This window comes from Streptomyces daliensis, from assembly GCF_054782395.1.
The window spans coordinates 61797-88616 of the sequence record NZ_BAAGSO010000089.1 but is presented as its reverse complement, the minus strand read 5'-3'; the positions used below and the strand labels follow the sequence as shown (position 1 = coordinate 88616).

23 protein-coding genes are annotated in these 26820 nt (G+C 72.2%); 9 read left to right on the top strand and 14 right to left on the bottom strand.

Going from position 1 to position 26820, the window contains the following annotated elements; all coding sequences use genetic code 11:
* Positions 1–22: 22 nt before the first annotated feature.
* Positions 23–763: an IclR family transcriptional regulator gene (locus tag ACYVOO_RS21895; protein ID WP_461017372.1), complete on the bottom strand. Its 741-nt coding sequence runs from the start codon at positions 761–763 to the stop codon at positions 23–25.
* 222 nt (positions 764–985) lie between these two features.
* Here ACYVOO_RS21895 and ACYVOO_RS21890 point away from each other — a divergent pair, with 222 nt between their 5' ends.
* Positions 986–1312: a hypothetical protein gene (locus ACYVOO_RS21890; protein ID WP_461017371.1), complete on the top strand. Its 327-nt coding sequence runs from the start codon at positions 986–988 to the stop codon at positions 1310–1312.
* Positions 1313–1314: 2 nt separating this feature from the next.
* Entirely contained in the window at positions 1315–1794 is a 480-nt protein-coding gene (gene aroQ / locus ACYVOO_RS21885) for a type II 3-dehydroquinate dehydratase (protein ID WP_461017370.1), read from the top strand.
* Between the two features lie 37 nt (positions 1795–1831).
* Here the strand turns inward: aroQ and ACYVOO_RS21880 are convergent, their stop codons facing one another.
* From ACYVOO_RS21880 to ACYVOO_RS21835, 10 genes are all read right to left on the bottom strand, one after another.
* Positions 1832–2287 carry an NUDIX domain-containing protein gene (locus tag ACYVOO_RS21880; protein ID WP_461017369.1) on the bottom strand — a complete coding sequence of 152 codons (456 nt, stop codon included), beginning with the start codon at positions 2285–2287 and terminating at the stop codon, positions 1832–1834.
* A 38-nt stretch (positions 2288–2325) separates the two neighbouring features.
* Positions 2326–3147 carry a hypothetical protein gene (locus ACYVOO_RS21875; protein WP_461017368.1) on the bottom strand — a complete coding sequence of 274 codons (822 nt, stop codon included), beginning with the start codon at positions 3145–3147 and terminating at the stop codon, positions 2326–2328.
* Positions 3148–3149: 2 nt separating this feature from the next.
* Positions 3150–4163, bottom strand: coding sequence for a hypothetical protein (locus ACYVOO_RS21870; protein ID WP_461017367.1), 1014 nt, complete (start codon positions 4161–4163; stop codon positions 3150–3152).
* A gap of 18 nt (positions 4164–4181) precedes the next feature.
* Complete coding sequence (locus tag ACYVOO_RS21865; protein ID WP_461017366.1) at positions 4182–4916, bottom strand: TauD/TfdA family dioxygenase; 735 nt, start codon at positions 4914–4916, stop codon at positions 4182–4184.
* 167 nt (positions 4917–5083) lie between these two features.
* Positions 5084–5848 carry a DUF1152 domain-containing protein gene (locus tag ACYVOO_RS21860; RefSeq protein ID WP_461017365.1) on the bottom strand — a complete coding sequence of 255 codons (765 nt, stop codon included), beginning with the start codon at positions 5846–5848 and terminating at the stop codon, positions 5084–5086.
* 358 nt (positions 5849–6206) lie between these two features.
* Positions 6207–6596, bottom strand: coding sequence for a nitrite reductase small subunit NirD (gene nirD, locus ACYVOO_RS21855; RefSeq protein ID WP_461017364.1), 390 nt, complete (start codon positions 6594–6596; stop codon positions 6207–6209).
* Entirely contained in the window at positions 6593–9184 is a 2592-nt protein-coding gene (gene nirB, locus ACYVOO_RS21850; protein WP_461017394.1) for a nitrite reductase large subunit NirB, read from the bottom strand. The genes nirD and nirB overlap by 4 nt, the downstream gene beginning before the upstream one ends.
* A gap of 112 nt (positions 9185–9296) precedes the next feature.
* On the bottom strand, positions 9297–10718 hold the full coding sequence (locus ACYVOO_RS21845) for an NAD(P)/FAD-dependent oxidoreductase (protein ID WP_461017363.1): 1422 nt from the start codon (positions 10716–10718) through the stop codon (positions 9297–9299).
* Positions 10719–11572: 854 nt separating this feature from the next.
* Positions 11573–12877, bottom strand: coding sequence for an FAD-dependent monooxygenase (locus tag ACYVOO_RS21840; RefSeq protein WP_461017362.1), 1305 nt, complete (start codon positions 12875–12877; stop codon positions 11573–11575).
* 106 nt (positions 12878–12983) lie between these two features.
* Positions 12984–14201, bottom strand: coding sequence for a cytochrome P450 (locus ACYVOO_RS21835; RefSeq protein WP_461017361.1), 1218 nt, complete (start codon positions 14199–14201; stop codon positions 12984–12986).
* A gap of 362 nt (positions 14202–14563) precedes the next feature.
* On the opposite strand from ACYVOO_RS21835, the gene ACYVOO_RS21830 reads away from it, so the two are divergent.
* Positions 14564–15313 (top strand): helix-turn-helix transcriptional regulator, encoded by a 750-nt coding sequence (locus ACYVOO_RS21830; protein WP_461017360.1) that lies wholly within the window; start codon positions 14564–14566, stop codon positions 15311–15313.
* A gap of 46 nt (positions 15314–15359) precedes the next feature.
* Here ACYVOO_RS21830 and ACYVOO_RS21825 read toward each other — a convergent pair whose 3' ends face one another.
* The gene (locus tag ACYVOO_RS21825) at positions 15360–15764 is read right to left on the bottom strand and encodes a VOC family protein (protein WP_461017359.1); all 405 of its coding nucleotides are present in this window, start codon (positions 15762–15764) and stop codon (positions 15360–15362) included.
* 129 nt (positions 15765–15893) lie between these two features.
* On the opposite strand from ACYVOO_RS21825, the gene ACYVOO_RS21820 reads away from it, so the two are divergent.
* The 3 genes from ACYVOO_RS21820 (at position 15894) to ACYVOO_RS21810 (ending at position 18552) form a co-directional block, all read left to right on the top strand.
* Complete coding sequence (locus ACYVOO_RS21820) at positions 15894–16940, top strand: ornithine cyclodeaminase family protein (protein ID WP_461017358.1); 1047 nt, start codon at positions 15894–15896, stop codon at positions 16938–16940.
* 71 nt (positions 16941–17011) lie between these two features.
* Positions 17012–17350, top strand: a complete 339-nt coding sequence (gene cutA / locus ACYVOO_RS21815; protein ID WP_461017357.1) for a divalent-cation tolerance protein CutA — start codon at positions 17012–17014, stop codon at positions 17348–17350.
* A 122-nt stretch (positions 17351–17472) separates the two neighbouring features.
* Complete coding sequence (locus ACYVOO_RS21810) at positions 17473–18552, top strand: hypothetical protein (RefSeq protein ID WP_461017356.1); 1080 nt, start codon at positions 17473–17475, stop codon at positions 18550–18552.
* 50 nt (positions 18553–18602) lie between these two features.
* Here ACYVOO_RS21810 and ACYVOO_RS21805 read toward each other — a convergent pair whose 3' ends face one another.
* Together ACYVOO_RS21805 and ACYVOO_RS21800 are read right to left on the bottom strand one after the other, a co-directional pair.
* The gene (locus ACYVOO_RS21805) at positions 18603–19310 is read right to left on the bottom strand and encodes a SanA/YdcF family protein (RefSeq protein WP_461017355.1); all 708 of its coding nucleotides are present in this window, start codon (positions 19308–19310) and stop codon (positions 18603–18605) included.
* A gap of 77 nt (positions 19311–19387) precedes the next feature.
* A complete protein-coding gene (locus ACYVOO_RS21800) occupies positions 19388–21601 on the bottom strand; it encodes a molybdopterin oxidoreductase family protein (RefSeq protein WP_461017354.1) in 2214 nt (737 codons plus the stop codon).
* A 309-nt stretch (positions 21602–21910) separates the two neighbouring features.
* On the opposite strand from ACYVOO_RS21800, the gene ACYVOO_RS21795 reads away from it, so the two are divergent.
* The 3 genes from ACYVOO_RS21795 to ACYVOO_RS21785 all read left to right on the top strand — a co-directional run bounded on the left by ACYVOO_RS21795 (position 21911) and on the right by ACYVOO_RS21785 (position 26658).
* The gene (locus tag ACYVOO_RS21795) at positions 21911–22870 is read left to right on the top strand and encodes a sirohydrochlorin chelatase (protein WP_461017353.1); all 960 of its coding nucleotides are present in this window, start codon (positions 21911–21913) and stop codon (positions 22868–22870) included.
* A gap of 33 nt (positions 22871–22903) precedes the next feature.
* The gene (locus ACYVOO_RS21790) at positions 22904–24295 is read left to right on the top strand and encodes a deoxyguanosinetriphosphate triphosphohydrolase (RefSeq protein WP_461017352.1); all 1392 of its coding nucleotides are present in this window, start codon (positions 22904–22906) and stop codon (positions 24293–24295) included.
* Between the two features lie 158 nt (positions 24296–24453).
* Positions 24454–26658, top strand: coding sequence for a LuxR C-terminal-related transcriptional regulator (locus tag ACYVOO_RS21785; protein ID WP_461017351.1), 2205 nt, complete (start codon positions 24454–24456; stop codon positions 26656–26658).
* Positions 26659–26820 lie beyond the last annotated feature (162 nt).

The window sequence follows — 26820 nt, the reverse complement described above, 5'->3', positions numbered from 1 at the left end:
CCGTCAGTCATCGACCCCCTCGTCACCCCTCCGTCGGCAGGCCGCCGAGGCCGTCGGCGGCGACGGTACGCGCTGCGGCGGTCAGCGCCCGTACGAAGTGCGGCAGCCGCTCCTTCGTGAAGCGCGGCGAGGGCCCGCCGAACGACAGCGCCGCGACGACCTTGCCGCCGGGCGCCCGCACAGGGACGGCCACCGCGGACAGTCCCTCCTCGTGCTCGCCGTGGCTGACCGCGTAGCCGTGCCTGCGCGCTTCGGCGACCCAGCGGCGCAGGGTGTCCACGTGTGCGACGCCGTGCGGGGAGTGGCGGGCGATCCGGTCGAGCAGCACGTCGTCGGCGGACGTCAGCAGCACCTTGGAGGGGCCGCCCGCCCACAGCGGCAGCTCGTCGCCGACCCGTACGACATGGCGCAGCGCCTGGGGGCCCTCCTCCTGGGCGACGCAGATGCGGTGCAGATCGCGGCGTACGTACAGGTGCACCGTCTCCCGCTGCTCGGCGGCGAGTTCGCGCAGCGTGCGCCGTACGGGCGCGGGCAGCCGCCAGCCCTCCTCGGCCATGCGGGCCCAGCGCAGGAAGGCCGGGCCCGCGATGTAGCGGCCGTGCTCGTCGAGCCAGAGCAGGCCGTTGACGCGGAGGGTCTGGAGCAGGCGCAGCACCGTGGTCTTGGGCAGTCCGCTGCCGCTGACGATCTCCTTCAGGGAGAGCGCGGGGCGCTGGTCGCTGAAGAGCCCGAGCACGTCGATGGCCCGCTGCACGGTCCGCATACCCCCGGCCGCCTCGCTGCTCACTTCGCCGTGCCTGCCTCTCCGTAGTCGGTGGCGCGTGGCGGACCGCTGACCGGTCCGGGGGACGCCCTGAACTGCGGACAGTATGGGGTGCGGTCCGGTGCGTGGACCAGAACGCATGGGGGTTCGCCGGGGCACGAGGTTGGTCCGCTGAGCGGACCAGCCGAACCATTCGACGGTCCACGCCACTAGGGTGATGCCATGACCGTGACTCCGGAACTCCCCGCTGCCACGCCCGGCGACTGGTGGGTCACCGCCGGCCGGTCGCTCGACCGCGTCCAGGACCGCGACGCGGGTGCCCGCACCGCGCCCGACCTGTTGGGTACGCTCTCGGAGCTGGGCGAACTGCGCCGGGCCGCCGACACCGCTCTGGGTGCCGCCGTACGGGCGCTGCTCGCGGCGGGCCGCGACTGGGCGGAGATCGCCTCCGCGCTCGGATACGGGAGCGAGGAGGAGGCCCGCCTTGCCACAGCCCTCGCCATGGACGAGGCCAGCCTCGCCCTCGACCGACGAATCGGACACCACTGACGATGACTTCGACGCACGGCACCCCGCGCATCCTGCTGCTGCACGGCCCCAACCTGAACCTGCTCGGCGAGCGCGACCCCGCTCAGTACGGCAGCACCACGCTCCGCGAGATCGAGGAGCGGACGGCGGCGCTGGCCGGGGAACTGGGCGCCGAGGTGCACTGCGCGCAGTCCAACAGCGAGGGCGAGCTGGTCGGCCTCATCCACGAGGCGCGGCACGCCGACAGCGGCATCGTCTTCAACCCGGGCGCCTACGCCCACTACAGCTACGCACTGCGCGACGCCATCGACGCCGTGGCCGGCCTCGGCGTCCCCTGTATCGAGATCCACATCTCCAACGTCCACGCCCGCGAACCCTTCCGCCACACCTCGGTCACGGCACCGGTCTGCCAGGGCCTCGTCGCGGGCCACGGGGTCTTCGGCTACGAACTGGCACTGCGCGCTGTCCTGAACCGCATCGCGGAGGCGGGCAAGGGGGAGTGAGACGGGAACAGCTGAAGTCCTCGTTGCTCACGGGGAATCAGTTCACTGTGTGCCTGATCCTCCAGGAATCAATGGTGCGCTTGTAGGGTTGCGGCATATTCAGAGCTGAGATGTCCTCGTACGGAAACAGTCCCAGCTCCTTGTGCTCGTTCGAGAGCCTGGGCCGCTTTGTGCCCAGGTACTCGGCTCCATAGCTGACGACGAACACATGGCGATGGACGAAGATCTCGTAGACCCAGCTGTCCACGATCTGCAACCCTGTCAACTTGTTGGCCTCAAGCCCGAGTTCCTCCTCCACCTCCCGCAGCGCAGTCGATTCTGGCGTTTCTTTGAGCTCCAGCTTTCCCCCCGGGAGTTCCCATTCCTCTCGCTCGTTCTTGAGTAGAGGGATCATCCCCGAAAGGTTGAGCACGACTTTCACGGAGACTGGAAGCTGATACTCGAAATACCCGCGGTTTCGTTCAACGAGGTAGGGCTGCTGCTCGGTGTTCATGCGGTTCCGCCTTCAGTGGTGGGGAGGTGAGCAAGCAATTAAATTTTTACGAGCAGGGCTGTGGCGTCGTCCGACTTTTTGAAATGGCCCTGCTCTTCTTCTTTTCCCCCTCTGGGGCGGTCTTTCTCGTGTGAACGGATTTGATCGACAACTCTTGATAGCCCATGTTCCAGAGAAGTCCTCAGAAGCGTTGGCCAGTCCGGATAGATTCCGTAGTCAACCACGGCCCGCGCGAACCCGTCGCTGCACAGCAGGACGTACTGGTATCGGGTCGCTTCCACCGTCGCTGACTCAATGTGAAGGCGTGCCTTGGGGTGTCCAGAGAAGACAGACTCCTCCCACTTTCCTTCAATGTATTGCTGGCGGCGCTCCACGATGCCCCGACGGTTCTCTTCTTGACTCAAGTCTCCAGATTTCGAGCGGTTGACAGCCTGGGCTTCACGTCGTCCAAAGAAGTCGGTGGACAGCTCTACGGTTTCAGCGCCGAAAGCCAGACAGGTCGGATCTCCAACGCGAGCCAACTGTAGATTCTGAGGCCCAGAGATAAGCAACCCGATTGAGCATGTCGGGTGAATGCGGTCTTGAGGGAATTTCTCTTCTCTGATCTCTTCTCCGAGACGTGAGGACAGCGACGCCAGAAGACTCCTTGCGTCAGCCGAGGTGGAGCTTGTGCCGATCTCGGTAAGATGTTCGCCGAGCCGGTCTACTAGCCATTGCACATCTGTTTCGGCTGGGAGGAAAGAGTCATGAGAAAGATCGGTGGCTCCGTCGATCACCCAGGCGAAATTTCCCGAGTTTCCTAGACGGTCTTCGTTGCTGTGCCGGCCGCCCGGTGAGGTGACTCGGTCCAGGATCATCATTTTCAATGCACCAGCCAATCCGGAGCCATGAGGCCGACGGCAAGCAGGAGTGCGCCGAGCGAAGCGGAAAGTGCGTATTTTCGCCAGTCACGTCCACCGCTCATCCAGAAAAATGAGGAGAAAACCAAGATCAATGCTCCCGTCATTGCGGTCACCAGCCGCACACCGGAGGATCCTGTGACTTGACTCGCAATGTTCGCGGTGCTCGCGACGAAGGCAACAATTCCCGCGAGAAGGCCCAACAGTTCTAGCTGTTGGGTTCTGAACTGCCCCAGCTCGCGACGGAAGTCATCCCGATCCTTGAGCCAATCGGCGCGCTGGGCGAAGACATCGATCTTCACTCTCGTGGTCTGATACTGAGAAATGCGCCGAAGGTAATCATGGCCTTCTCTCGGCTCAAGTTCTATGGCTCGACGTACCAGACCGCGCGCCGTCTCAAAATCATTATTGAGACACAGGATGCGTGCCTTTGTTTCGAAATAGTGGGCGACGCGTCCGTTGGTGAGAGTAATGGACCGATCCACGAGTTCTTCGGCCTCTTTCAACTCGTTGGGCTGCGGTTTGTTTTCGCGCCGTTCCATATATTCGACGATGAACTCTGCTACCTGATGCTGTACTCCCGGAACCCCTGGAAGTAGGCGTGCTGCTTCGCGGGAATGCTCGATCGCTTGAAGCAAGCCCGTAAGATTTCCTTCCAGGCGCAAGATCACGGCACGGAATGTATGAAAGTACGGTTCATTTCCAAATTCTTCCTCGTGCCGGTCAGTCAACTCTGCATAGTCAGTCAGGCGCTCTTCTCTGCGTAGCCGAAGAAGTGCCGCATACAGTGCTGCGAACCTGATGTCGCGAGGGCGAGAGCGATCCTCGCAAATCAGCCGGAAGATTTGTTCGGCGTCGTTCGTGCGGTCGATTACACGGCGAATCTCCTGAAGGAATGATGGAGCCGTGGTGTTTGGCAAGGATGCAAGAGCCGATTCAACCTGTTCCCGGTCCGTGTAAGAGGGCTGTCTTGTCATATGTATTCTTTCGTGTGGCTACCATTGACGAATTGCGAAGCCTCGGTTCATCCACTGGTGTGCTGAGGTGTCGGCCACTGTGGCCAATAGGCGAACGCCTAGGCGGGAACCAGTAAATCTTGTTCTGCCATGAAGAAAACGATGATTGTGTATCAGGTACCCCTGTCCCGGTAGCATTTCGATCTGAGTGGGATGTGCCGCAGCCTTCTGTAGTTCTCTCAGCAGGTCCTCGGTGCGCCGTGAAAAGGGAATCGGGGCTGCTATGTGGTCGATCCGGTAACGGCTTATGCAAAACCCGTCATCGACCGTGAAAAGATTTTGTCTTATTCTGTAGCGTACACTTTCGAGCCATAGCTCGTGTTGTAGTTTTGGCAGCTCTTCGATGCTGACGCTTCGGTAAACTTTTGCCGTGTCAACCAACAGGGCGTCACCCCCTGACGAAGGGCATCTCAGTAATAGGAAAAACAGGATGGAAGGGGGTTGATTCAGGAGGCCGCGATCTGTGTGGGGTGGCAAGGCGGCGCTTGTGAATCCCTTTTCATCTGCTGTCTTACCGGGTTCGTGATGCGGATGGATCAACGTCCATCCGTCACCTGTGGCGTGCGGATGGGGGAAAATCTTCAGCAGGGGTGAAAGTTGATCCATAAAATCTTCGCGACTGGCTTCGAAAATATGAACTATTCCATCCTTTTCTAACGCGGACATGACATCATCTCTTGCGAGAGGGGTGCCGGATCGATCGGTGATCTTCATGGCCTTCCCTTCGCTCGACCATGAATTCTAGGGGAATCTCAGGCGTGAGTCGGATGGTTCTGGTGAGTTTCGGCCGGTGATCACAATTGGCACTTCTTCGTGCGCGTGCGCGGCCTCTCCCGGGCGCCTTGGGGCTTCCAATGCCTCGAACCCGTAAAGCTCCTCGCTCAAGTCCCGGGCGTGATCCGCCACAGCGGGGCCTCGTACTGCTCCGGGCGGGTGGCGAGCAACAGGTCCCGGAGGTGCGGGCGTTGGGCTACGTTGAAGCCCAGTGCCTCGGTGAGGCGGCGGAACGTGGTGTGGGTGATGCCTCGGGTGCGGGCCTCGGTCTCGAACCGGGTGAGGTGGTGGAGGACCGTCTCCGGGGTCAGGGTGAGGACAAGGGGGCCGAGGCGGTCGCGGAGTTGCTGCGGCGGGAGTTCGCCGTCCAGGCCGGGGCCGGCGACGAGCAGCCGGACCGGGGCATCGAGGCGGGCGCAGGCGGCCAGGGTGAGCGCGTCGGCGAGAGGGCTGCGCAGGGTGGGCTCGTCGCCCCGGGCGAGGATGTCGCCCCCGACGTCGAGCAGATCGATCGTCTCCGGGGCCAGGTGGGCGATGAGTTCTTCGAGCTGACGTGTCATGCCGAGCACGCCGTGACGTGGGTCGATCAGCGCGAAGGTCTGCGGGAGGACGTCGGCCAGTCGCGGGAGCGTGGAGCCTGCCGGGGCTACTGGCGCGGCCCCGGCCGGTACGGCTTGGACGCTCGGCGTCAGTGGACGAAGACCCGTGAAGTCCCGGGGGCTGCGGGGCCCCGGCGCGGGGTCGATCAGGAGGCGGTCCCACGAGTAGGTGAGGATCACCGCGGGCCTCTCGGCGCCATACCTCGCGGTATCCCATACCGACGCGGCGACCGCGTCGCCCCCTCCGCCTGCTGCCACGATCAAGCGCGTCACCCGCGTCAGCGTAGGGGCTGGCGACGCGGAGTTCTGGGCGGCTCTCGCGCGTGGCCCGCCGCTACTGGGCCGTCGCCTCGATGGTCTCGAAGATGTCCGCGTCCGTCTCCTTCTGCCAGTCCGGGAGGTCGGGCCAGTCGGCTACGTAGGCGGGCGGCGATCGCGGCCGTACGAACGGAGACCGGCCCGCAGCGTCCGGAATCCCGGTGCGGAATGGGTCAAGGCGATGGAGCAGGCCGTACGGGCATGGGCCCATCATCGGGGTGTGCGGCCTGTGGGGTGAGCGGTGCGGCACCCGCACCGCTCACCGGTGCCCGCACCCGCGCGGCCCCGCCCACCAGGCGTACCCCTGCACGCTTTACCCCACCGTCCGGGCCGTGAAGGCCGGGATCGTCACCGTGTCGTCGTCCAGGCAGTGGCCCGTGCGGAGGTCGAAGCGCTGCTTCAGCAGGGGGGAGGCGACGAAGGGGGTGCCGTTGGAGGTGCCGAGGAGGCCGCGGGAGAGGACGCAGGCGCCGGTGAAGGGGTCGCGGTTGCCGATGACGTAGGGGGTGCCCGTGCGGTCGAGGAAGACGGCGACCTGCGCGCCGTCGGGCAGCAGTGCGGCGGCGCCGCGGCCAGGGGTGAGGCGGTCCAGGTCGCAGACCGTGAACCAGCCGCCGGGGAGCCGTACTTCGACGCGTGCGGTGGTGCGTCGGACGGTGGCGGTGCTGAGGGCCGGGGCCGGTGCGGGGGCGGTGGTGGTCATCGCGAGGGGGTTCCTTCCAGGGCGAGGTCGAGGTCGAGGTCCGTCGTGCGGACGGGGATGTCGGGCCCCGACAGCAGCGTCAGGTCGGGCTTGATCTGCTCGCGCTCGGACACGAACCCGACGGTGGGGTCGGGCGCGTCCGGCGCGTTCACGAAGGAGACGAAGCGGGCGAGCTTCTCGGGGTCGTCGAGTGCCGAGGCCCACTCGTCCTTGTAGTGCGCCACGTGGTCGGCCATCAGGGCCTCCAGCTCGTCGCACAGGCCGAGCGAGTCGTGCACGACGACGTCCCGCACGTGGTCCAGGCCGCCTTCGATCCGCTCCAGCCAGGTGGAGGTGCGCTCCAGGCGGTCGGCGGTGCGGATGTAGAACATCAGGAACCGGTCGATCAGCCGGACCAGTTCGGCGTCCGAGAGGTCCTGCGCGAGGAGGTCGGCGTGGCGGGGCGTCGCGCCGCCGTTGCCGCCGACGTACAGGTTCCAGCCGTTCGACGTCGCGATGATCCCGAAGTCCTTGCCCATTGCCTCGGCGCACTCGCGGGCGCACCCCGAGACGGCCGACTTCAGCTTGTGCGGCGAGCGCAGCCCCCGGTAGCGCAGCTCCAGGTCGATGGCCATGCGGACGCTGTCCTGCACGCCGTAGCGGCACCAGGTCTGCCCGACGCAGGACTTGACGGTGCGCAGCGCCTTTCCGTACGCGTGCCCCGACTCGAAGCCCGCGTCCACCAACCGCCCCCAGATCGCGGGGAGCTGGTCCACCCGGGCGCCGAACAGGTCGATGCGCTGGCCGCCGGTGATCTTGGTGTAGAGGCCGAAGTCCCGCGCCACCTCGCCGATGACGATCAGCTTCTCCGGGGTGATCTCGCCGCCGGGCACGCGGGGGACGACGGAGTAGGAGCCGTTGCGCTGGAGGTTGGCCAGGAAGTGGTCGTTGGTGTCCTGGAGCGCGGCCTGTTCACCGGCCAGCACGTGTCCGTCGGCGCCGATGCTGGGCGCGAGGGAGGCGATGATCGAGGCGACGGCGGGCTTGCAGATCTCGCAGCCGTCGGTGTTCCTGGCGCCCTCGCGGCCGTGCGAGTCGAGCAGTTCGGCGAAGCTGGTGAGGCGCAGGGTGCGCACGATCTCGTACAGCTCGGCCCTGGTGTGCGCGAAGCAGCCGCACAGGCCCTTGTCGACGGTGACGCCGTTCGCCTCCAGCTCCGCGTCCACGAGCTGCCCGAGCACCTTGACGCAGCTCCCGCAGCCCGTGCCCGCCCTGGTGCACTTCTTGACGGCGGGCACGTCCGTGCACCGGTGCTCGGTGACGGCGGCGCGGATGGTGCCCTTGTCGACGTTGTGGCAGCTACAGATGACGGCCTCGTCCGGCAGCGCGGAGGGCCCCAGCGCGGCGGGCGCGCCCGCCCCTGCGGGCAGCACCAGCGACTCGGGGGAGACGGGCGGCACGGACCCGGTGAGGGGGCGCAGCATGCCGTACGCGTCGGCGTCCCCGACGAGTACGCCGCCGAGCAGCACCCCGTCCCCGTCGACGACGAGCTTCTTGTAGACGCCGGCGCGGGAGTCGGAGTAGACGACGTCGAGGCAGCCCTCGGCCGCGCCGAGCGCGTCGCCGAAGGAGGCCACGTCCACGCCGAGGAGCTTCAGCTTCGTGGAGGTGTCGGCGCCCGTGAAGGCGGCGCCGTCCGGCTCGCCCTCCGCCTGGGCGGCGATGGTCCCGGCCGCCGTCTCGGCCATCTCGTAGCCGGGCGCGACGAGCCCGTAGACCATGCCGTCGACGGCCTTGGCGCACTCGCCGATCGCGTACACGTGCGGGTCGCTGGTGCGGCAGTGCTCGTCCACGACGACGCCGCCGCGCTCGCCCACGTCCAGGCCGCACTCGCGGGCCAACTGGTCGCGGGGGCGCACGCCCGCCGAGAAGACGACGAGCCCTGTGTCGATGGCGGAGCCGTCAGAGAGGGTCATGGAGGTGACGGCGCCGGAGTCGTCGGCGGTGATCTCCTTGCCGCCGACGCCCGTGTGCACGGCCAGGCCCATGTCCTCGATCTTGCGGCGCAGGGCCGCGCCGCCGCCCTCGTCCACCTGGAGGGCCATCAGGCGCGGGTTGAACTCGACGATGTGGGTCTCCAGGCCCAGCCCCTTCAGCGCCCCCGCCGCCTCCAGGCCGAGCAGCCCGCCGCCGACGACGACGCCGGTGCGCACCTTGGACGCGTACTCCTCGATGGCGAGCAGGTCCTCGATGGTGCGGTAGACGAAGCAGCCCGCGCTGTCCTTGCCGGGGACCGGGGGGACGAAGGGGTACGAGCCCGTGGCGAGGACCAGCGTGTCGTAGGCGAAGGTGTGCCCGGCGCGCGAGGTGACCGTGCGCGCCTCGCGGTCGACGGCGACGGCCGGGTCGCCCACGTGCATCTCGATGCCGTACTTGTCCATGAACCCGTCGTCGACGAGCGAGAGGTCCTCGGGAGTGGATCCCTCGAAGTACGAGGTCAGCCGGACGCGGTCGTACGCGGGACGCGGCTCCTCGCAGAGCACCACCACCCGCGCGCCCTCGGTCGCGCCGCGCGCGGCCAGGCCCTCCAGGAAGCGCTGCCCGACCATCCCGTGGCCGACCAGCACGATCGCCCGCTCGTGCTCGTGCTCGTGCTCGTGCTCGTTGTCGTGCGCGGCGCGCGGCGCGGGCGAGGTCTGCGCGGGTGTCTCCGTGGACATCTCAGGAGCCTCCATCATTCGTCAGCAGGTGGAGCAGCGGAGCGGAGGGCAGCGGCTCGTCGCCCTCCCAGGTACGGGCGAGCGCGCCGACGGTGCCGAGATCGCCGAGGAGGATGCCGCCGACGAGCCGGTCACCGCGGACGACGACCTTGCGGTACCTGCCGCGGGTCGCGTCCGCGAGCCGTACGACGTCGTCGTCGGGCAGCGGGTCGGTCTCGCCGAAAGCGGCGAGGTCCAGGGGCAGCCCCTGCGGGTCCCCGGCGAGCGTGAGCCGGGTCAGGGCGCGGGTGCCGCGGTATCGGGGGGCGACGGGTGCGGGCGCGGCTCCGGTGGCCGGGGCGTTCGCCGTGAGGACGCGGGCGAGCGTGTCGGCCTGCTCCTGGGCCGCGCCCGCGAGGCCGTAGAGCACGCCGTCGTGCTCCGCGCAGTCGCCGATCGCGTAGATGTGGGGGTCGCTGGTGCGGAGCTGGTCGTCGACGACGATTCCGCGTCCGGCGCCGCTGCCGAGGGCGAGCCCGGCGGCCTGCGCCAGCCCCGTGCGGGGGCGGACGCCGCAGGCGAGGACGACGATATCGGCGGCCAGCTCGTAGCCGTCGGCCAGAGTCACCGCGCGCACGGCGCGGGTGGCGTGGGCCGGGCCGCCCCCGGTGCGCTTCGCGGGCCGGGTGAGCAGGCCGCGCGCCCGGCACTCCGTGTGGACCTCGACGCCCAACTGCCCGAGGTGGTCGCGCAGCAGTTCGGAGGCGCCCGGGTCGAGCTGGCGCTCCATGAGGTGTTCGCCCTGGTGGGTCAGGACGACCTGGGCGCCGCGCCGGGCGAGCGCCCGTGCGGCGGAGACACCGAGCAGCCCGCCGCCGACGACGACGGCCCGCACACCGGGGCGCAGCTCGCGCTCCAGCGCGAGGCAGTCGTCCATGGTGCGGAACGCGCGGACGCCCTCGGGAAGCCCGTCCCCCGGGGCGCTGGTCCGGGCGCCGGTCCTGGCGCGACGGACCCCGGCCCCTGTTTGCTCCTCGGGACCTTCCTGCGCGGCGGTCCGTCCGAGGGCCTGGCCGATCGTCCGCTCGGGCCCGAACAGGCCGCGCAGCGGCGGCAGCACGGGGTTGGACCCGGTGGCCAGGACGAGCGCGTCGTACGGGAGTGCCGCGCCGTCGTCGCAGACGACGAGCCGCTCCGCGCGGTCGACGCGCACGGCTCGCACCCCGCTGAGCCAGCGGGTGCGCGGGGGCGGCGCCGGGAGGGCGACGACCTCGGCGGGGTAGCGCCCGGCGAGCACCTCGGCGAGCAGCACCCTGTTGTAGGCGGCGTGCGTCTCCTCGCCGACGACGGTGAGGTCCACGTCGTCCGCTGCGGCGAGCTGCTGGGTGAGCCGGGCACCGGCCATGCCGCCGCCGACCACCACCACACGCTGTGTCGAGGTCATGGAACGAGCGTGCGGTCCCGCTGTTACCCGTCCGCATCACCACCGTTTCCCGGAGGCAACGCTGCCCTCAGCGGCCCGGGGCCCCCGCTGTGAGCCGTCGCGAGGACTCGGCGCCCGGCTCGGGCCCGGCCTCAGCGCCCGGCTTGGGTCCGGTCTCCGGGCCCGGGCCGGCGCCCGGCCTCGGGCCCGTCTGCGGCGCCAGGTCAGGGTCCGGTCTGCGAGCCCGGTCCTGGGCCGGCCTCGGCACCCGCTGTGAGTCGTCGCGAGGGCTCGGTGCAGGCACCCGCCAGCGCTCAGTGCCCGGCCCTGGGCCCCCGGGCCACTGCTCAGCCGCGGCGGCTCGGGCCCGGGGCCCCCGCTGTGAGCGTCCCGAGCTCCCAGCGCCCGGCTTGGGTCCGGTCTCCGGGCCCGGGCCGGCGCCCGGCCTCGGGCCCGTCTGCGGCGCCAGGCCAGGGCCCGGTCTCCGAGTCCGGTCCTGGGCCGGCCTCGGCACCCGCTGTGAGTCGTCGCGAGGGCTCGGTGCAGGCACCCGCCAGCGCTCAGCGCCCGGCCCTGGGCCCCCGGGCCACTGCTCAGCCGCGGCGGCTCGGCCTCAGCGCCCGGTCCTGGGCTCGGCTTGGGGGCCGGGCCAGTGCTCAGACGCGGCGCCCAGGTCAGCGCTCAGCTCCTGGGCCCGGGCCAGTACCCGGCCCAGGCCAGTCCCAGTCCCAGTACCCGGGCCAGTGCCCGGCCCAGGCCAGTCCCAGTCCCAGTCCCAGTACCCGGGCCAGTGCCCGGCCCGGGCGCCCGCGTCCGGCCCCGGCGCCCAGGGCCCAGGGCCCAAGGCTCAGCGCTCAAGGCACAGCGCCCAGCGCTCAGTGCTCCGCCTCGCTCCCGATGTAGAGCCCCGCGACCGCCGACCCCGCCAGGTCGGACCCGGTCATGCGCCGCAGCCGGGCCCGCGCGAGGCCCGCGCGGTAGACGTTGCCGGAGGAGGGGCCGTGGAAGACGTCCGAGAGCCACTGGGTGAACTCGTGGTACTGCCACACGCGCCGCAGGCACGCGGCCGAGTAGCCCGCGAGGCCGCTGTCGTCTTCCCGGGCGTAGTGGCCGGTCAGCGCGTCGGCCAGCAGGATCGCGTGGTGCAGGGCCAGGTTCATGCCCTTGGCGCCGATCGGGGCCAGGAGCTGCGCGGCGTCGCCCGCGAGGTAGAGGCGCCCGTACGACATGGGCTCGACGACGTAGTTGTGCATGCTCAGCACGCGCCGCTCGATCAGCTCGCCCTCGATGAGCGGCGCCGCGTCCTTCGCGTCGAGCCGCTGCCGCAGCTCGCTCCAGACGCGCTCGTGCGACCAGTTGTCCGGGCTGTCGTCCGGCGGGCACTCCAGGTAGTAGCGGGTGACGTCCGGGGTGCGGGCCATGTGCGCGGCGAACCCGTGCGGGTGCAGCCCGAAGGTGACGCGTTCGCAGGACTGCGGCGCCTGCGCGAGCAGCGCGAGCCAGCCGACGCCCAGGTCGTGCCGTGCGACGGTGATCCGGTCCTCGGGTATCGCCGCGCGGCTGACACCGCGAGCGCCGTCGCAGCCCGCGACGAAGTCGCACGCGACGCGGTGGCGCAGGCCCGTCGCCGGGTCGGTGTAGGAGACGGAGGGGTGCGGCGAGTCGACGGCGTGGAGGCGGACGTCGGCGACGTCGAAGCGGACGTCACCGGGCGGGATGCCGGGCGCGCCCGTGGCGCCCGTACCGGGCGCCTCCTCCGGGCCCTCAGGGCCGCCCTCGGCGCCCGCGTACGCGCGCAGCAGGTCCGTGACCAGCAGCGGCTGCGGATACGCGAAGTGCCGCTGCCCGGACAGCGCGGCGTAGCGGAACAGGTGCCGCACCCCGTCCATCCGGAACTCGCAGTCCTCGTGCGTCCCGGCCCGCTCCAGCAGGCGGTCCGCGAGCCCGCGCCGCTCCAGCGCGCGCACCGCCCACTCCTCGACGAAGCCCGCGCGGGGCCGCTGCTCGATGAACGCGCGGCTCTCCGCCTCCAGCAGCACGCACGGGACGCCCGCCGTGCGCAGCAGGTTGGCGACGGTGAGCCCGGCGGGCCCCGCACCGACGACGACCACGGAGGTCCGTTCGTCGACCGTGCGTGGGTGTGCGGAGGCGGCGTCCTCGCCGGGGGAGTGCTGCGTCATCCCGGAAGTATGCACAGGCGTTCGGCCGCGCGCGCCCCGGGTGCCCCGAGTGCCGGAGCTTGTTGCCCAACCGTTCTTGCGGCGGCTCCGAAGCGGTACGTAACGATCACCCCACCGGCGTGAACCGCACCGGGAGCGCGTCCGGACCGCGCGTGAACACGCCGCGCTCCACCGGGACATGGCCCTCCACGAGCGCCATGTCGGGCATGGCGTCCAGCAGTTGGCCGACGGCTACCTCCACCTCGGTCTTCGCCAGCAGCGCGCCGACGCAGAAGTGGCGGCCCAGCGCGAAGGCCAGATGGTCGGCGGCGGCCGAGAAGGCGGAGGTGGAGTCGAGGTCGTCGCGGAAGATGTCGAAGGTGTCGGGGGAGGCGAAGCGTGCCTCGTCGCGGTTGGCGGCGGCGATCAGGCAGTGGACGGTCGCTCCGGCCGGTACGACCCCGCCCGAGAGCTTCACGTCCTCGGCGGGCTCACGGTTGATCATGTGGACGGGAGGCGTGTAGCGCAGCGTCTCGGCCAGCGCCCTGCCGATCAGCTCGCGGTCCTCGCGCACGGCGGCGAGCTGCGCCGGATGCTCCAGCAGGTTTCTGAAGACGCTGCCGAGCGCCTTGTCCGTGGTCTCGCCGCCCGCAGCGAAGAGCAGGCTGATGAAGGCTTTGACCTCCTCGTCGCTCATCCTCGTCCCGTCGATCTGCGCCTCGCACAGGGAGGAGAGCAGATCGTCGCCGGGGTGCGCGCGCCGCTCCCTGATGACCGGGAGCATGTAGGCGGCCAGCTCGTCGCGCGTACGCAGGCCCGCCGCCGCGACCTCCGGGTCCTCGGAGAGGTTGCCGAAGAACGCGACGATGGCCGTGTACCAGTCGTGGAAGAGCGGGTGGTCGGCCTTGTCCAGGCCGAGCATGTCCACGATGACGTTGATGGGGAAGCGGGTCGCGAAGTCGTCGACGAGATCGGCCGTACCGGCACCGCGCACCTTGTCGATCAGCTCGCGCGCGTTGCGCTCGATGACGGGCAGGAACCGCTCCTCCAGCATCCGCCCCCGGAACGCAGGTGCCACCAGGGCCCGGCGCACCGCGTGCTCCCGGCCGCTCATCTGGATCATGGTGCGGCCGTGTACGGGTTCGAGCTGCCAGTCGTAGTTGCGCGTGGTGAACACCGGGTCGCGGAAGGCGCGCTGGACGTCCTCGTGCCGCGAAATGACGTAACTGCCGGTGCTCGGGTGCCAGTACAGCGGGAACTCCTCCCGCATGACGCGGTAGGCGGCGTACGGGTCCCGGGTGAATTCCGGCGACAGGATGTCGGGCGCTTCTCGGGTGGGTGCCATGGCGACGCTCCCTCGGCGAGCGGCGAAGGCGGCCGGGCGCGGGGCCCCGTGCGTGACCTGCGCGGGCGCCGGCCCGGCCGGCAGTCGGCTCCGGACGGCTCCGGACGGAGCTCCGGACGGGATTCCGGATGGGTTCGGGTCACGCTAGAGAGCGCCGTGGCGACGGTCCAGGGCGCGCACAGGGGAGCTTCGGACGCCTCCCGGGGCGCGAACGGCTGCGCCCAGGAGCGCGCGAAGAGGGTGCGCGCGGCTCGGGCCGCGGACGCTGCGGACGCGGGGGTCCGGATCCCGTCGACGGGCGCTGAGCTGCGAGAACGCCCGGCCCTGGGGCGGTTGTCAGTGCGGGGGTCCATCCTGGGCACATGTACGAGGAACGGCCTTCACTGCTGCGTGGCGCCGTCGTCTGGACGCGGGAGGACACCTCCGGCGGGTCGGGGCGCGTGCTGCCCGACGGGTGCATGGATCTGCTGCTGTGGGGCGAGGAACTGGTCGTCGCGGGTCCCGACACCCGCGCCCACCTCGTGTCGGGCGAGGCGGGGTCCCGCGCGTGCGGGCTGCGGTTCGCGCCCGGCACGGCGCCGCTGGTCCTCGGCGTGCGGGCGTGGGAGCTGTGCGATCAGCGGGTGCCGCTCGCCGCGCTGTGGCCGGAGCGCGAGGTCCGGGAGCTGACGGAGCGGGCCGCCGGTGCCCCGGATCCCGGCGCGGTGCTGGAGGCGCTGGCCCAGGAGCGGCTGCGGCGCCGCGAGGCGGGCGGCGAGGCGGGCGGGGCTGGCGGTGCGGCCCTGTCCGGGGGCGCCGATTCCGTGCGGGGCGCGGTGGTGGCGGGGCTGCGGCGCGGGCTCGGCGTCGCGCAGGTCGCCACGTCGGTGGGCCTGAGCGAGAGGCAACTGCACAGGCGGTGCAGGGACGCGTTCGGATATGGGCCGAAGACCCTGGCCAGGGTGCTGCGCATGCGCGGGGCGCTGCGGCTCGCCCACTCCGGCCGCCCTCCGGCCGAGATCGCCCCGGCCGTGGGGTACGCGGATCAGGCCCACCTCGCGCGGGAGTTCAGGGCGCTGGCCGGTGCGCCGCTGACGGAGCTGATACGGACGCGGGCGGGGGCCGCGTCCTAGCCGGGCGCGCGGACGCGGACGTGGGCCCCGCCCGCTTCAGGACGGCTCAGGACGGGTCGGTGAGGGGTGCGAAGAGGCTGATGCCGTTGCCGTCGGGGTCGTCGACGAGCGCGTAGCGCTGGCCCCACTCGGCGTCCCAGGGCTCCTTGTGCCCCTTGTACCCGTCGCCGGTCAGCTCGGCGTACAGCCGGTCCACGTCGGCGGGCCCGTCGCAGAGGAAGGCCAGCCCGATCCGGCCTTCGGCGCCCTGCGCGGGGGAGTAGGAGGGGTCGAAGGAGCGGATGACGTCGTCGCTGTCCCACGCCATGCGCAGCCCGCCGGGGAGCGTGGCCTCGACGTGCGGGGAGGCGTCGGCTTCGGCCGGGATGTCCAGGCCGAGGCGGCGGTAGAAGGCGAGGGAGGCGGCCATGTCGGAGGTGACGATGCCGATGAGATCGAAACGTGCGGTCATGCCCGTGAGTCTGACTCGCGAGCGGCCCCCTGTCTTGAACGAATCGGACACCCCGCACCCCGAGGGCGGTGCCGAAGATGGCGATACGCGAACTGCCGCCCGCGCGCCCTCTGTCGGTACGATCCCGCGATGGACGACGACCACGGGATACACGGAGCGTCCGGGGCCGACGGCGTCGGGGCCGACGGTGCGGGGGAGGGCGCCCGGGAGGCGGCCCCCGTCACCCGCCCGGTCTTCCTCGGCGACGAGGATGTGCGGGCCCGGCTCGACGCGCCGACGGCCGTCGCCGCCGTACGGCACGCGCTGCTCGCCCACCACGCCGGGCGACTGCACGCGCCGCCCCGCCTCCACGCGCCCGTGGGCCTCGTGGGCGCGCCGGGCCCGGGGGAGCTGGTCTTCACGGCGGGCGGGCTGGAGGGCGAGCGGGCGCTGTACGGGTTCCGCGCCTATGCGACGGGTCACGGCGGCGGCCAGCAGATCGTCGCGGTGTGGAGCGCCGAGGAGGGGCTGCTCGGCGTCGTCCACGGCGCCGAACTCGGCCCGCGCCGCACCGGTGCCATCGGCGCGGTCGCCGTCGACGCGCTGGCCAGGCCGGACGCGACGCACCTCGGCCTCATCGGCACGGGCCCGCAGGCGTGGGCGCAGATCTGGGCTGTGGCCTCCGTGCGGCGGCTCTCGCGGGTCTCGGTGTACGGGCGCAGGGCCGAGCGGGCGAACCTCTTCGCGTACCGCATACGCCGGGCGCTGGGCGTGGACGCGCACCCCGTGGCCACCCCGGAGGAGGCGGTGCGCGGCCACGGCATCGTGATCACGGCCACCCCGAGCGAGGTCCCGGTGCTGGAGGCCGAGTGGGTCGAGCCCGGTACGCACGTGTCCGCGCTCGGCCCCAAGAGCCGTGCGCGGCACGAGATTCCGCCCGCGCTGGTGGCCCGCGCCGACGCCGTCGTCACGGACTCGCGCGCGCAGGCGGCGCGGTACGGGACCCGCGACGGGGGCGATGGGGACGGGCCCCGCGACGGGGACGGACCGCTCGTCGATCCGGCCGCCGCGACCGAGCTGGGCGCGGTGCTCGCGGGCGCGGTCCCGGCCCGTACGGGGCCCGGACAGGTCACGCTGTTCTGCTCGGTCGGCCTCGCGGGCACGGAGGTCGCGGTGGCGGCGACGCTGATGGGGTGAGCGGCGGGCGGCTAGCGTGGGCGTGCCCGTACCCGTACGACGACGTAGTGACGTAGCGAGGAGACGCAGTCATGGCCGGGGACCCGAGCGTGCTGACCGTGCTGACCACCACCGACAGCGAGGAGAAGGCCCGGGCCCTGGCCGCGGGCGCCGTGGAGAAGCGGGTGGCCGCGTGCGCGCAGATCAGCGCGCCTGTGACCTCCGTGTACCGGTGGGAGGGCGAGATCTGCGACGACCCCGAGTGGCAGGTGCTGTTCAAGACGGCCGCCGCCCGCTACGAGGCGCTGGAGGCGTACATCCGGCAGGCGCACGACTACGACGTACCGGAGATCATCGCGACCCCCGTGGTCAGGGGCGGCGCGGACTATCTCGCGTGGGTGGAGGCGGAGACGGCGCCGCCGGTCCCGTGACCGGTCCCCGGCCCGGTGGTCCGGCCACGTGTCCTTGGACGCCCCCCTGTGAAACCCGGGAAAAGCGAACAGGCATACTCCGGTTCACCACTGTGACGTAAGTGAAGAACGGGGATTATGCGATGAGGAATTCGGCACGGGGGCTCGCCGGTGTGGCCTGCGCGGGCAGCCTGGTCCTGGTCATGGCAGGTTGCGGCGGCGATTCCGGCGGGGGCTCCGAGTCCGGGTCCGGGTCCGGTTCGGCTTCGGACGGGGGGAGGGGTGCGGCCCCCGCCGGAGTCGTCACCAAGGCAAAGGCCGCGAAGCTCGTCGATCGTTACGAGAAGGTCAACAGTCAGGCAAACGAGAAGTCCGACCCGAAGCTGCTGTCCACCGTCGAGGGCGGCGCGGTCTTCGAGCAGAGCAAGGCCACGTACAAGATGCAGAAGAACTGGTCGAGGAAGGAGATAACCGAGTACCGGGAGCCCTTCGTCTACGTCGACCGGGAGTACTACATCCCCAGGAAGGGCACCGCCGACTGGTTCGCCGTGGTCGCGCACTCCAAGAACCCGGGGAAGAGGAAAGGTGAGTTCCCCGGCATCCTCATCATGGAGAAGCAGTCCGACGGTGACTGGAAGCTGGTCGCGGGCAGCTACAGCGAGACCAAGTGGATGCCCAAGTTCGCGAAGGACAAGGACGGCTTCGCGGTCCCCGTCTCCGACCCCGCGAAGAAGACCGGCCCCATGGCCCCCGAGAAGCTCTCCGACGGCCTCGTCGAGCTGTACACGTCACAGGGCTCCACGGCCTCGACGGGCTTCGCCGACTCGGAGACCGTCACATCGGTCCGTGCCATCCCGAAGGAGCAGAACAGGCTGCTGAGCCCGCACGGTGAGGCCAAGTTCAGCCGCGGCGAGCCCACCCACGAAGAGGTCCACGCGCTCAAGACGGCGGACGGCGGCTTGCTCTCCGTCTTCAGCACGGAGATCCGCGAGCACGACCGGGGCACCTCCGCCATCGCCTCGGTCAACCCGTCCGACTCGATGCAGGTCTATCTCGGCAGCGCGTCGGCCATGCCCTCGTTCTTCGTGGACTGGCTGCACCAGACCAGCGCGTACATACCGCCCAAGACCGGGAAGGTCCGGCTGCTCGGTACCGAGTACGACATGACCGACGCGAAGCCGGGCGCCGGCATGAACGGCGACATGCCCGGCACCAACACGTAGGCGAGGGCGGACGTGGTGGGCGCCGACGCCGCGGCTACCGCCTGGTTCGTCTATTCCGCCGAGGCCAGGGCGCGCTGGACGCCGCGTTCGCGGGGGCCGAGGAAGTGCGGGTCGGGGGTGAACGTCGCGTCGAGCGCCGCCTTGGCCGCGCTCGGCAGCTCGCGGACGCCACCGAAGAACCAGGTGGCGTCGCGTGGTTCGGGCACGGGGACGCCGTACGCGTCGATCCCGGCGGCCTCGCAGAGCGCGGCGGCGCGCCGGATGTGGAAGTCCTGGCTGACGAGCAGCGCGCGCCGCACCCCGAAGACGCGGGCCGCGCGGGCGCACGAGTCCCAGGTGTCGAAGCCCGCGTAGTCGGCGACGATGCGCTTCTTCGGCACCCCGCGTGCGGCGAGGTAGGCGCGCATGGCGTCGGGCTCGTCGTAGTCGTGCCGGCTGTTGTCGCCGGAGACGAGTACCGCGCGCACCGTGCCCCGCTCGTACAGCTCGACGGCCGCGTCCAGCCGGTGCGCCAGATACGGGGACGGCTCGCCGTCCCACAGTCCCGCGCCGAACACGAGCGCCACGGGGGCCGAGGGCACGGACGCCGCGCCCGCGGGGACGAGGCGGTCGGCGGTGGACAGCCGCAGCCATGTCGCGGGCAGCAGCCCCAGCACGCACAGCAGCACCAGCGCCTGAACGGCGCGCCGTTGCCCCGCCCGCGTCCGTGGGAGCCGGACGCGGCGAAGGAGGGCGAGGGCACGTGGGCGGTTCGGCACAACTGCTGCGACGCGGTACGGGGGCTGCCGGTTGCGGGCCGCGCGGCGGAGGGGGCCGCGCTACGTCCCCCGTCACGTCACGCCAGTTCGACGCGTACGGCGCACACCTTGAACTCCGGCATCCGCGACGTGGGGTCCAGCGCGGGGTTGGTGAGCGCGTTGGCGTTGCCCTCGCCCGGCCAGTGGAAGGGCATGAAGACCGTGTCGGCGCGTATGCCGGTGGAGAGGCGGGCCGGTGCGACCGCCCTGCCCCGCCGCGAGACCACGGCGAGCCGGTCGCCGTCCGCCGCGCCCAGCCGCTCGGCGAGCCTCGGGTGCAGCTCGACGAACGGCCCTGGCGCCGCCGCGTTCAGCTCCGCCACCCGGCGGGTCTGCGCCCCCGACTGGTACTGGGACAGCACGCGGCCCGTCGTCAGATACACGGGGTACTCGTCGTCCGGCTCCTCGGCCGCCGGACGGTGCGTGACGGGCGCGAAGCGCGCGCGGCCGTCGGGCGTCGCGAAGCGGTCGAGGAAGAGCCGGGGGGTGCCCGGGTGCGGGGGCGGGGAGGCGCCGTAGTCGTTGGCCGGGTCCTCGTCGGCCGCCCACCCCTCCGGAACCCCGGACTCCCCGTCCACCTCGGGAGCCCCGCCCACCTGGTCCCCGTCCAGCTCCGGGCAGGGCCAGAAGACGCCGTCCTCCTCCGCGATGCGGCGGTAGGTGATGCCCGAGTAGTCGGCGACGCCGCCCGCCGACGCGCGGCGCAGCTCGTCGAAGACCTCCTCGGGGTCGGCCGGGAAGCCCTTCTCCCAGCCCAGCCGCTCCGCGAGCCCGTGCAGTACCGCCAGGTCGCTCCGTACGCCGCGCGGCGGGTCCACCGCCTTGCGCCGCAGCAGCACGCGACCTTCCAGGTTCGTCGTCGTGCCCGTCTCCTCGGCCCACTGCGTCACCGGGAGGACGACGTCGGCCAGCCGCGCCGTCTCCGAGAGGACCACGTCGCACACGGCCAGGAAGTCCAGCGAGCGCAGCCGCCCCTCGACGTGAGTGGCGCGCGGCGCCGAGACCACCGGGTTGGAACCCATCAGCAGCAGCGACCTGACGTCGCCGCCGAGCGCGTCCAGCAGCTCGTAGGCGCTGCGCCCCGGCCCTGGCAGCGTGTCCGGGTCCACGCCCCACACGCCCGCGACGTGCGCGCGGGCCGCCGGGTCGTCCAGCTTGCGGTAGCCGGGCAACTGGTCGGCCTTCTGGCCGTGTTCGCGTCCGCCCTGGCCGTTGCCCTGGCCCGTCAGACAGCCGTATCCGGACAGCGGGCGGCCCGCGCGCCCCGTTGCCAGGCAGAGGTTGATCCAGGCGCCCACCGTGTCGGTGCCCTTCGACTGCTGCTCGGGGCCGCGCGCCGTCAGCACCATGGAGTGCTCGGCGCCGCAGAAGAGCCGCACCGCCTCGCGCAGCTCGGGCACGGGCACGCCGGTGACCCGCTCCACCAGCTCGGGCCAGTGCGCCATGGCGGCGCTGCGCGCCTCCGCCCAGCCGCTGGTGCGCGCGTCCACGAAGTCCTGGTCCACGTGGCCCTCGGCGACCACCAGGTGCAGCATGCCCAGCGCGAGCGCGAGGTCGGTGCCCGGCCGGGGCGCGAGGTGGAGGTCCGCCTGCTCGGCCGTGCGGGTGCGCCGGGGGTCGACGACGATCAGCTTGCCGCCGTTCTCGCGCAGCTCCGTGAAGTAGCGCAGCGCGGGCGGCATGGTCTCGGCCGGATTCGAGCCGACGAGGACGACGCAGCCCGTGCGCGGAATGTCCGCCAGCGGGAAGGGCAGACCACGGTCGAGCCCGAACGCCTTGGTACCGGCAGCGGCTGCCGACGACATGCAGAAGCGCCCGTTGTAGTCGATCTGCGAGGTGCCCAGCACGAGGCGGGCGAACTTGCCCAGCGCGTACGCCTTCTCGTTCGTCAGACCGCCGCCGCCGAACACGCCGACCGCGTCGGGCCCGTGCGCGGCGCGCGTACCGGCGAGCCTGGCGGCCACCCGGTCGAGTGCCTCCTCCCAGCCGGCCGGTTCGAGGCGTCCCGTGGCCGGGTCGCGGAGCAGGGGGGTCGTCAGCCGGGCCGACGGGGAGAGCACGTCGGGGGCCGTGCGGCCCTTGCCGCACAGCGCGCCCCGGTTCACGGGGAACGCGGGCCGCTCCACGACCTCCACGACCTCGGCGACCGGGGTTGGGGCGCCACCGCTCCCGGCGCCGACGGTGGGACGCAGGGCCATGCCGCACTGGAGGGCGCAGTACGGGCAGTGGGTGTCGGTCGTGGTGGCGTTCATACGGGCCAGCGTGCGGCGGACGTGTTACGGGCGGCGCCCGGCCGCGTTACGCGCCCGGCAACCCCCGCTCAGCGCGGCCCCCGGCGGCCGGTGAGCCCCGCCCGTAAGGGGACGGTGCGCGGGGCGGGGCCAGGGCGGCCGGGGTGGCGCACGGTGTGCGGGGGCGGACTGTGAGCCGTACGCAATCAGTCGTCACCGCCGCGCAACGGTCAGGCAACGCCGCTTCGCCACACTCGGTCCATGACGGCGTCGCCTTCTCAGGACCCAGGCACAGGACCGTTCACCGGCCTCGACAGTACGGCGCAGCTCATGACTCGGTTCACCTCGCAGCTCACCTCCCAGCTCCACGCGATCCGCCCCCCGCACCCCTCGTCCCCTTCGCGTTCCGCCATGTCCGACGCGCCCACGCTGGTCGCGGTGGGCCACGGCTCCCGTGACCCGCGCGCCGAGCGGACCCTGCGCGAGCTGTGCGTACGCGTACGGGCGCTGCGGCCGGGGCTCCGCGTCGAGCTGGCGCACATCGAGCTGAACGCGCCCCTGCTCCCCGACGCGCTCGCCGACCTGCCCGCGCCGCGCCCCGGTGCGGAGACGGGAGGGGAGAGCGGTCCTGGCGCGGGCTGCGGTGCCGTGCTCGTACCGCTCCTGTTCGGGCGCGGCTTCCACGTCAAGCACGACATCCCGCGAGCCTTGGCCGCCGCACCGCACCTGGACGCCAGGGCGGCGGCACCGCTCGGGCCGCACCCGCTGCTCGCTGAGGCGCTGTACGAGCGGCTCGCTGAGGCGGGCTGGGTGACGGCGGGGAAGCGGCGCGGGACCGCCCGTACACGCGGACCGGTCTCCGGGCCCGGCCCCGGCTCGGGAGCCGTCGTGCTCGCCGCCGCCGGTTCCCGCGACCCGGAGTACGTGGACGGCGTCGAGCGCATGGCGGCCCAGCTCTCCGCGCGCCTCGGCGGGGTGCCCGTGCTGCCCGCCTACGCGTCGGCCGCCGCACCCACCGTCACCGAGGCCGTACGGGCGCTGCGGGCCCGCGGCCACCGGCGCATCGGCCTGGCCTCGTACTTCACCGCGCCCGGCCGGTTCGCGTCCGAGTGCGCCGCCGCGTGCGTGGCCGAGGCGCCGGACGCCGTCGTCGCGGCACCGGTGGGCGCGCACACCGCGCTGGCGCGGCTCGTACTGCACCGTTACGACGAGTCCCGCACTGAGTCCCGCGCCGGGGCCGAGGGTGCCGTCGGCGGCCCCGTACCGGAAGCCTCGCTGGCGCGGGCGTAGGCCGCTGTCAGTGGGCCCGGTTACCGTCGGCACATGCACGGCACGTACGGCACAGGGCCCGCGGTCGGTTTCCCCGACCCCTTCTACTCCCCCTCCGACGCCGAGCGCTGGGCCGAGGAGCACGACAAGCGGCCAGGGCGTACGGCCTTCCAGCGCGACCGCGCCCGGGTGCTGCACTCCGCCGGGCTGCGCCGTCTCGCGGGCAAGACACAGGTGGTCGCGCCCGGCTCCAGCTACCAGGCGTGGGACGCCACCCCGCGCACGCGGCTCACCCACTCGCTGGAGTGCGCCCAGGTCGGGCGCGAACTCGGCGCCGCGCTCGGCTGCGACCCCGATCTCGTCGAGGCCGCCTGCCTCGCGCACGATCTGGGCCATCCGCCCTTCGGGCACAACGGCGAGAGCGCGCTGAGCGAGATCGCCGGGCCCTGCGGCGGCTTCGAGGGCAACGCGCAGTCGCTGCGGCTGCTCTCCCGGCTGGAGCCCAAGCGCTTCGTGGACGCGGCACCGGGCGAGCGCGGCCCGTACGGCGCCGGGCCCGGCTCCGGCTCTGAGCCCGGTTCCGGTTCCGATTCCGGCGCGGAGCACGGCCGGGTCTCCGTCGGCCTCAACCTCACCCGCGCGGCGCTCGACGCCGCCACCAAATACCCCTGGCCCAGGGGCGGCCACCCGACGGACCCGGCCTCCGCGAAGTTCGGGGTGTACGAGGACGACCTGCCCGTCTTCGAGTGGGTGCGGCGCGACGCGCCCGAGCACCGCACGTGCTTCGAAGCCCAGGTCATGGACTGGTCCGACGACGTCGCGTACTCCGTCCACGACGTCGAGGACGGCCTGCACGCCGGGCACCTCGATCCGAACGTGCTGCTGGCCGAGCCCGAGCGCCAGGACATCTTCGCCGTGGCGGCCCGCCGCTACGCGCCGGGCGCCGGGTCCGGCGAACTGTCCGCCGCGCTCGACCGCCTGCTGGACCAGGAGTGGTGGCCGCACGGCTACGACGGCTCGGCCGTCGCGCAGGCCCGCCTCAAGGACGCCACGAGCCAGCTCATCGGCCGCTTCTGCCTGGCGGCCGAGGGCGCGACGCGCGCCGCTTACGGCTCGGGGCGGCTGACGCGGTACGCCGCCGAGCTGGTCGTGCCGAGGGAGATCCGCCTGGAGTGCGCGGTCCTCAAGGCCGTCGCCGACCGCTATGTGATGCAGCGGCCCGATCTGGAGCGGCTGCGCGCCGAACAGCGCGTCGTGCTCGCCGAACTGGCCGAGGCGCTGCTCCTCCGCGCACCGGAAGGGCTCGATCCGCAGTTCCGCGCGCTGTTCACGGAGGCGTCGGGGGACACGGAGCGGCTGCGCGTCGTCGTGGACCAGATCTCCTCGCTGACCGACGTCTCGGCGCGCGGCCTGCACCGTCGCCTCACACGGGGTGGCGCGGACTGAGGGGGGCCGGGGCCGGAAAGGGTGCCGGAACAGGCTGTTCCGCCACCCGGCACGGGCGGTTGTGCCGTCGCACAGCGGCCTTGTCCGCAGGCTGGGCCGACGCAGTGCCCGTTGTGCGGTGCATGGACTCCGACGAGGGGTGATGTTCTCCTGACCGCATGCACAGCAAGTACGCGGTGCACCACGAGATCGGCGCGCTGCTCGCCCGTACCCGCGCGGGACACGGCGGCGCGCTCGTCATCCGGGCCACGCCCGCGGCCGACAACACCGTCCTCCTGGACGACGCGGCGGCCTCCTTCGCCGACGCCCCGGGACAGGGGCAGGGGCAGGGCGCGGGCACGGTGCTGCGTGCGCGCGGCGTCGCGGCCGAACGGACGCTCCCGTACGGCGGTCTGCACGCGCTGCTCCAGCCCGTCGCGCACCTGCTCGCCCCCGCCGAGGACGCCACCGCGCCCCCGTACCCGGCCCTGGCACAGGCCCTCCGCCTGGAGGAGCACGACGGGCACGGCCGCCGCACCCGCGGCCCCGGCCCCGTCCTCGCTGACTTCCTCGCGCTGCTGCGGGGGCTGGCGGCGGAGCGGCCCGTGCTGTGCTGCGTCGACGACGCGCATCTGCTCGACGCCCCCTCGCGCCGCACCCTCGGCTTCGCCGCGCGCCGCCTCGGCCCGCCGCTCCCCGTCACCATGCTGCTCGGCCTCCCCCGCCAGGGACTGGACGGGGCGGACGGGCCGGACGGCGCGTCCTCGCCGTTCGCCGGGCTCCCCGTCCGCACGCCCGTGCGCGGGATCGCCGAACTGGCACACGGCGTCGCCGAGTTGCGGGACGGCGTGCTCGCCGACGCGCGCGAGGTGCTGTTCGAGGCGGCACGGCTGCTGGAACCGTACGAGCCCCGCTCGGCCCGCGAGGCGCTGCTGCACGCGGCCGAGGCGTCCTTCGGGCTCGGCGACACGGAGGGATACCTCCTCGCCGCCGACCGCGCCGTGGCCCTCCCCGGCTCCGGAACCGGCGAGGACGACCTGCTCGACGCGTACACCACCGGCATGGCCGCGATGATGCGCCGCCGCTGGGCCGAGGGAGCGGTGGCGCTGCGCCGGGTGCTCGGGCTCACCGAGCGGGAGGAGCGCCCGGACCGGCTGCTGCACGCGACCGTCGCGGCCCTCGTGCTCGGCGACGTCGCCGCGTCGCGCCGCATCGGCGTACGCGCCCTCGCCGCCGCGCGCACACGCGGCCCTGCCGCGCTGGTGCCGCGCGTACTGGAACGGCTCGCCTACGGCGAACTCCGCGCCGGCCACCACACCCGTGCCCGCGCACACGCCCGTACGGGGCTCGCGCTCGCCCTCCGCACCCGGCAGCGCAACTGCGCGGCACACCACCACGCGGTGCTCGCCATGGCCGCGGCCGTCGACGGCGACGACGCGGCCTGCGCGGGCCACGCCCGCGCCGCAGGCCGCGACGCGGGCCCGCACGGGCTCGGCATCGCCGCCACGCTCGCCCAGTGGAGCCTGGCCCGGCGCGACCTCGGCAGAGGGCACGCGCAGGAGGCGGCGGCCCGACTGGCGCCGCTGGTACGCGGCGAGCCGGGGCCCGGCGCCAACGAGTCCGAAGGGCGCCCGGGGCAGGGGCACTTCACCCAGCGCATGCTGGCCGTGCCCTGCTACGTCGAGGCCGCGGCGCTCTCCGGCGCGGCGGAGGCGGCCCGTTCGGCACTCGCGGCATTCGTACGGTGGACCGCCGCCACCGCCGACCCCCTCGCCCCCGCGCAGCTCGCCCGCTGCCGCGCGCTGCTCGCCGGGCCCGTCGAGTCCGACGCGCTGTTCGCCCGCGCGCTCGCCGAACACGCCCGCTGCGACGGCGAGTACGACCGGGCGCGCACCCTCCTGCTGTACGGCAAGTCGCTGCGCCGGCAGCGCCGACCGAGCGAGGCGCGCGATGTGCTCCGCGACGCGTTGTTCGCCTTCGAGCGCTGTGGGGCCAGGCCCTGGGCCGAGCAGGCGCGGGCCGAACTGCGCGCCACGGGTGGGGGGTCGAGCGCGGGGGAGGGGAACGGTGCGCCTGCCGCGCTCGACGGGCTCACGCCGCAGCAGCTTCGTATCGCGCGGCACGTGGCGGAGGGCGCGACCAACAGGGAGGTCGCCATCCGCCTCTCGGTGAGCCCCCGCACCGTCGACCACCACCTGCGGAACGTCTTCTCCGCGCTGGGCATCCGCTCCCGCGTCGAGCTGACCCGCCTGTTGGCGGGGTCGGCCGAGGCGGTTCCCCTTCGCGGGGTGCGGGTTCCCTTCGCGGGTGCGGAAGGAAACGGGGGGTTGGCCCTTCACGGGGGTGTTGCGCGGGACGGTTCGCCGGTGAGGGAGTTGCCGTAGGGTCCCGCGCTGATTTTTGTGCTGCGGCACGGGGGCGGTGCGCGTGTGGCTGGGCGCCGTGTTCGGGTGCGGGTGTGTGGCTACGGCGCGGCCTATGGTCCGGTGCTTCGCGGCTGGCGCCGCGTGATTCTTGGCTGGCGCCGTGGTTGTGGGTGCGTGGGT

What these genes read in the sequence shown, in the direction of transcription:
- cutA (WP_461017357.1), top strand. Translation starts at nt 17,012, where the DNA reads ATGGCCGGGGACCCGAGCGTGCTGACCGTGCTGACCACCACCGACAGC.
- ACYVOO_RS21895 (WP_461017372.1), bottom strand. Translation starts at nt 763, where the DNA reads ATGCGGACCGTGCAGCGGGCCATCGACGTGCTCGGGCTCTTCAGCGAC.
- ACYVOO_RS21845 (WP_461017363.1), bottom strand. Translation starts at nt 10,718, where the DNA reads ATGACCTCGACACAGCGTGTGGTGGTGGTCGGCGGCGGCATGGCCGGT.
- ACYVOO_RS21880 (WP_461017369.1), bottom strand. Translation starts at nt 2,287, where the DNA reads ATGAACACCGAGCAGCAGCCCTACCTCGTTGAACGAAACCGCGGGTAT.
- ACYVOO_RS21785 (WP_461017351.1), top strand. Translation starts at nt 24,454, where the DNA reads ATGCACAGCAAGTACGCGGTGCACCACGAGATCGGCGCGCTGCTCGCC.
- ACYVOO_RS21835 (WP_461017361.1), bottom strand. Translation starts at nt 14,201, where the DNA reads ATGGCACCCACCCGAGAAGCGCCCGACATCCTGTCGCCGGAATTCACC.
- nirD (WP_461017364.1), bottom strand. Translation starts at nt 6,596, where the DNA reads ATGACCACCACCGCCCCCGCACCGGCCCCGGCCCTCAGCACCGCCACC.
- ACYVOO_RS21840 (WP_461017362.1), bottom strand. Translation starts at nt 12,877, where the DNA reads ATGACGCAGCACTCCCCCGGCGAGGACGCCGCCTCCGCACACCCACGC.
- ACYVOO_RS21810 (WP_461017356.1), top strand. Translation starts at nt 17,473, where the DNA reads ATGAGGAATTCGGCACGGGGGCTCGCCGGTGTGGCCTGCGCGGGCAGC.
- ACYVOO_RS21800 (WP_461017354.1), bottom strand. Translation starts at nt 21,601, where the DNA reads ATGAACGCCACCACGACCGACACCCACTGCCCGTACTGCGCCCTCCAG.
- ACYVOO_RS21865 (WP_461017366.1), bottom strand. Translation starts at nt 4,916, where the DNA reads ATGAAGATCACCGATCGATCCGGCACCCCTCTCGCAAGAGATGATGTC.
- ACYVOO_RS21825 (WP_461017359.1), bottom strand. Translation starts at nt 15,764, where the DNA reads ATGACCGCACGTTTCGATCTCATCGGCATCGTCACCTCCGACATGGCC.
- aroQ (WP_461017370.1), top strand. Translation starts at nt 1,315, where the DNA reads ATGACTTCGACGCACGGCACCCCGCGCATCCTGCTGCTGCACGGCCCC.
- ACYVOO_RS21820 (WP_461017358.1), top strand. Translation starts at nt 15,894, where the DNA reads ATGGACGACGACCACGGGATACACGGAGCGTCCGGGGCCGACGGCGTC.
- ACYVOO_RS21870 (WP_461017367.1), bottom strand. Translation starts at nt 4,163, where the DNA reads ATGACAAGACAGCCCTCTTACACGGACCGGGAACAGGTTGAATCGGCT.
- ACYVOO_RS21790 (WP_461017352.1), top strand. Translation starts at nt 22,904, where the DNA reads ATGCACGGCACGTACGGCACAGGGCCCGCGGTCGGTTTCCCCGACCCC.
- ACYVOO_RS21875 (WP_461017368.1), bottom strand. Translation starts at nt 3,147, where the DNA reads ATGATGATCCTGGACCGAGTCACCTCACCGGGCGGCCGGCACAGCAAC.
- ACYVOO_RS21890 (WP_461017371.1), top strand. Translation starts at nt 986, where the DNA reads ATGACCGTGACTCCGGAACTCCCCGCTGCCACGCCCGGCGACTGGTGG.
- ACYVOO_RS21830 (WP_461017360.1), top strand. Translation starts at nt 14,564, where the DNA reads ATGTACGAGGAACGGCCTTCACTGCTGCGTGGCGCCGTCGTCTGGACG.
- nirB (WP_461017394.1), bottom strand. Translation starts at nt 9,184, where the DNA reads ATGGTCGGGCAGCGCTTCCTGGAGGGCCTGGCCGCGCGCGGCGCGACC.
- ACYVOO_RS21795 (WP_461017353.1), top strand. Translation starts at nt 21,911, where the DNA reads ATGACTCGGTTCACCTCGCAGCTCACCTCCCAGCTCCACGCGATCCGC.